This window comes from Collinsella intestinalis DSM 13280, from assembly GCF_000156175.1.
In the GTDB taxonomy this organism is placed as follows: domain Bacteria; phylum Actinomycetota; class Coriobacteriia; order Coriobacteriales; family Coriobacteriaceae; genus Collinsella; species Collinsella intestinalis.
The window spans coordinates 1147530-1151690 of sequence record NZ_GG692710.1 but is presented as its reverse complement, the minus strand read 5'-3'; the positions used below and the strand labels follow the sequence as shown (position 1 = coordinate 1151690).

Below are 4161 nucleotides of genomic sequence, written 5' to 3'. Positions count from 1 at the left end.
GCGCCGGCGCAATCTCAGTCGGCCGTTTCCGCCCCCGCCACCGCGGCGCCCGTCGCCGATCACGCTAGCGGCCCCACGGTCCTCGCGGAGCGTGACATAGATGCCGATCGCAAGGCGTGGGAAGACGACATGCCGCCTTATGACGATGCGTTCATCGCTTCGTACGATGACGACGCCGGGGTTCCGCCGTTCGATGCCCCGGCGCCTGCGCCCGTAGCTGCCTCGGTGCCCGTTTCCGCGCCCACCGAGGCTTCCGGGGCATCGGCTCCCGCCACCGCCACCGCGTCGGCACCGGCTCCCGCCCCTGCTCCCGCTCCCGATCTGGGCGAGGCTGCCGACGGCGATGCTCCGGTCGACCCCAAAGAGGTGCTTCAGAATATCTGGGGCAACGTGACCTTTAAATAGCATGGCGTCGGCATGGGACGACCCAACTGGCGCCCCTGCATCCGCCTCGCGCGGCATCAGCCGTTCGCGGGGCGGCGTGCTCATAAACCCTCTTCCGTACAGGGGAGATGTGCGCTTGTGTCCGCCCCACGTGGTACCATGCCCCTTGGAATGACCCGCCTGTTAAACCGCAGGCTTTACCAGTGAGGAGAACCCATGGCCGGAATCAACATGCAGCAGCTCATGAAGCAGGCTCAGCAGATGCAGAAGAAGCTCGCCGAGGCTCAGGAGTCCATGAACGAGGTCACCGTCGACGCCAGCGCCGGCGGCGGCATGGTCAAGGTCACCGTGGATGGCAACATGCAGCTCCAGTCCGTGACCATCGACCCGGACGCACTCGACCCCGAGGACGTCGATATGCTCCAGGACATGATCGTGGCTGCTGTGAACGAGGCCTACCGCGGTGTGGCAGAGATCGCCAACAAGCGCATGAGCGCCGCCACCGGTGGCATGGGCGCCGGCATGCCCGGTATGCCGTTCTAAATCCAAGAGATTCCACCTCGACCGCATCGTTTAGCCGGGCATGTGCAATTGGGGTACGTCCCCAATTGCACATGTGTTGCCTGTCGCACCATTTTGGGAGGGCAAACGCGCATGAGCGCCGACCGCAGTCTACAAATCCTTCTCGATGAGCTGGGCCGCCTTCCGGGCATCGGTCCCAAGAGCGCCCAGCGCATCGCCTATCACCTTCTCGAGGCCGACGCCGAGGAGGCTCGCCGCTTGGCGGACGCCATCCTCATGGTGAAGAGCGAGGTCCATTTCTGCAGCCGCTGCTTCAACTACGCGACGGGCGATGAGTGCGCGATCTGCGAGGACTCTTCGCGCGACCGCGGTCGCATCTGCGTGGTGGGGGAGCCCCGCGATGTCTCGGCAATCGAGCGCACGGGCAGTTATCGCGGCCTGTATCACGTGCTCGGCGGCGTGATCAGCCCCATGGACAAGATCGGTCCCGAGCAGCTTCACGTACGGGAGCTGCTCGCCCGCCTGGGCACGGAAGACATCGAGGAGGTCATCATCGCCACGAATCCCAACATCGAGGGCGAGACCACCGCGAGCTATCTGGCGCGCACCATCAAGCCGCTCGGTATCACCGTCACGCGGCTGGCGAGCGGCCTGCCCGTGGGCGGCGACCTCGAATATGCAGACGAGCTGACCCTTGGGCGTGCCATCGAGGCGCGTCGCGCGCTCTAGCGCCCCATCCGTCGCGAGAGGAGTTGCGATGCGCATCTTCGACACATCGCGCAGGCGCCTGCGTCGCACGGCGCTGCCCCCTCGCCTGGTGGGACTCGTCACCTTTTCATTCGCCCTGCTTGGCCTGGGCGTCGTCACCTATGCCGCCTCATTGCCGTCGCTGATCCAGGTCGCGCAGCGCACCGAGGAGCGCGGCTTTGCCGATGCGTTCGTCGAGGGGCTGTTCGGGTCCGGCGTCCTTGTCGGCGGCGCTTCGCAGGGTGCGGGTTCTGATGACGGGGCGCAGGCCGGCGAGGCGGCGGCGGATGGTTCCACTTCGTCTGAGGATGGTCACGCCGGCGGTCTCACGCTGGGCGGCGTGGCCTTCGAGCAGGTTATCTCCGGTGTTGTGGGCGGCGGAGCTTCCGGTGCGTCCTCGGCGCCCGGCGCGTCGGGCTCGACCGGTGCGGGCGCTGGCCCCAATGCACCTGGCGGCTCGCACGGCAATGCGAGTGGCACCACGGTGCCCGCGCCCGAGCCCGCCCCGCCGGTGGAGGTTCCCACGGAGCCCGCCGTTACGGAGGAGCAGGAGCGGCAGTTCTACAACGCCTTGAGCGCCTCGGCCGGCCGCATCAACGGATATGTTGGCGAGATCAATGGCATCACCGCCGCTTTCAACAACGATTGCATGGCGGACTCGAACACGCGCGGTGCCCGCGCGACACAGGCCGCAAGTTTGCGAGACCGCCTGGTCAACGAGTACATACATGTGCGCGACGAGATCCTGGTCGCAAACGATTCGCGGTACAAGGCGGCGCAGGGCGATCTCATCGGGATGTATCGCTTGCTGGCAACCTATGCCGGGGTCGTTCACAGTTCATGGCAATATGCGGGCAATCCCGATACCGTCAACACGGGCATCGATGCCATCCGTCGAGCCCAAGGCGCGGAGCTCGCCGAATTCCAGCAGGTGTACGGGAGGTTCAGCCTATGAGCGCATCCACCCAGGACATGACCCCGCGCACCACCGAGCCGCTTGGGCCCGCGGAGGTCGGCCCGTCCCATGAGGCGCCCGCTCGCTCGGGCGCCGATCCGAACCGTTCCACGCCGCCGTATCCCAGCGGTTATGTCCGCGGTGCGCGCATGGTGCGCCTCGAGGGATTTGAGGAGCCCTTCCGCATGGCGGAGCCCGAGCGCGAGACATATCACCGCCGTTTCGGCATTCTGTTCGTGGATGACTCCTCCGCCCGCCGCGGCGGATTGGGCACCGTCGTGCGCGCGACGAACGCCTTGGGCGAGACCTGCGCGCTCAAGACCCTGAATACGCCGGTTCGCGCCGAGCATGAGGACGATGTGTCCTTTGCGGCTCGCGTCGACCTTGCGCACACGGCGTTTCGCGCTGAATACGAAAGCCACCGATCGCTCTCCGGTTTCAAGGGCTTCCCGCGCCTGTTCGGTTTCGCGCACATCGGGGACACCCCCGCGATCGTCATGGAGTGGGTTGAGGGTGTGACGCTCAGCGTGGCGGCGCGCATGCTCTCGGTCGACGAGGCCGGTCGAGTCGCACCGCTCGTCGCCGCCCGTATCGGCCGCGACCTGGCCGACTTGCTCACGCGTCTCGACCTGGTGGGGGATGGTTTCGTCCACCGTGACATATCTCCGTCGAATATCCTTGTGCGAACGGCGCACCTGTCTGTCACCGAGCAGGCGGCCGACGGCGCCTTTGACCTCTGCCTGATCGACTTCGGCTCCTCTGTGCACCTTGATCCCATGGGGGCTCCGGGTTACACCATGCGCTATGCGACGCTGCGGCGCGCAACGCCCGATTACGCCCCGCCCGAGATGCTCACGGGCGACCTGCCCAATCTCGTCGAGCTGCGCAAATCCGAGAAGATCGACGTCTACGCCGCGGCGAGCGTCATCTTCGAGCTGGCCTGCGGCTTGCCGCCCTTCGAGCTCGAGGGTCGAGCGGGCGAGTCGCTCTATCGCATCAAGATGGACGAGCCTCCGCGCCCGCTCGTGGCCGCGCATCACGCGGCGTTCCATTTGGGCGATGTGCTCATGTTCGAACCCGAGGTCGCAGCGGTTGCGACGGAGGCCTCGCTGGATGTGACCGATGCGCACGACGAGCTCGAGTTCAAACGCGCTCTCGATCGCGTCGATGGCCAGCTCGCTGAGGTGCTCACCCCCGCGTTCGCATCGGGTCAAGAGGCGCGCCCCTCGGCAGAGGCCCTGCGTGATGCTCTCTCGGCGTTTTGCGCGCGCTATGCCCAAAATGTTCGGCGCGCCCTGCGTGGCGAGCGCCTGATTCCGTGCCGGGGTGAGGTGCGTCGTCGCGAGGGCCGGTCCCCGTACGCGGTGAACCGCCTGATCGGCGTGGTGGGCATGGCTTTGTCCGGCGCCGCACTCGTCACGGTGATCTGCGTGACCGCCTTGCTGCTTGACGGGGTCACGGTCTTGTTCCGCTTCGGATCCTTCGCGGCCCGCGGGGAGGTTCCCGCCGCGCTCGTGGGGCTCACGCTCGCCTTCCCGGCGGTCTGCGCCCTG

4 protein-coding genes and 1 pseudogene are annotated in these 4161 nt (G+C 66.7%); all 5 read left to right on the top strand.

What is annotated here, in order from left to right; translation table 11 throughout:
* Positions 1–405: pseudogene (locus COLINT_RS05280) on the top strand (hypothetical protein); the annotation flags it as partial.
* A gap of 195 nt (positions 406–600) precedes the next feature.
* Positions 601–927: a YbaB/EbfC family nucleoid-associated protein gene (locus COLINT_RS05275; protein WP_006723383.1), complete on the top strand. Its 327-nt coding sequence runs from the start codon at positions 601–603 to the stop codon at positions 925–927.
* Between the two features lie 111 nt (positions 928–1038).
* On the top strand, positions 1039–1635 hold the full coding sequence (gene recR, locus COLINT_RS05270; RefSeq protein ID WP_006723382.1) for a recombination mediator RecR: 597 nt from the start codon (positions 1039–1041) through the stop codon (positions 1633–1635).
* Between the two features lie 28 nt (positions 1636–1663).
* On the top strand, positions 1664–2608 hold the full coding sequence (locus COLINT_RS08520; RefSeq protein ID WP_006723381.1) for a hypothetical protein: 945 nt from the start codon (positions 1664–1666) through the stop codon (positions 2606–2608).
* The coding region (locus COLINT_RS05255; protein ID WP_006723380.1) for a protein kinase domain-containing protein at positions 2605–4161 on the top strand (1557 nt) is incomplete at its 3' end. The genes COLINT_RS08520 and COLINT_RS05255, both read left to right, overlap by 4 nt.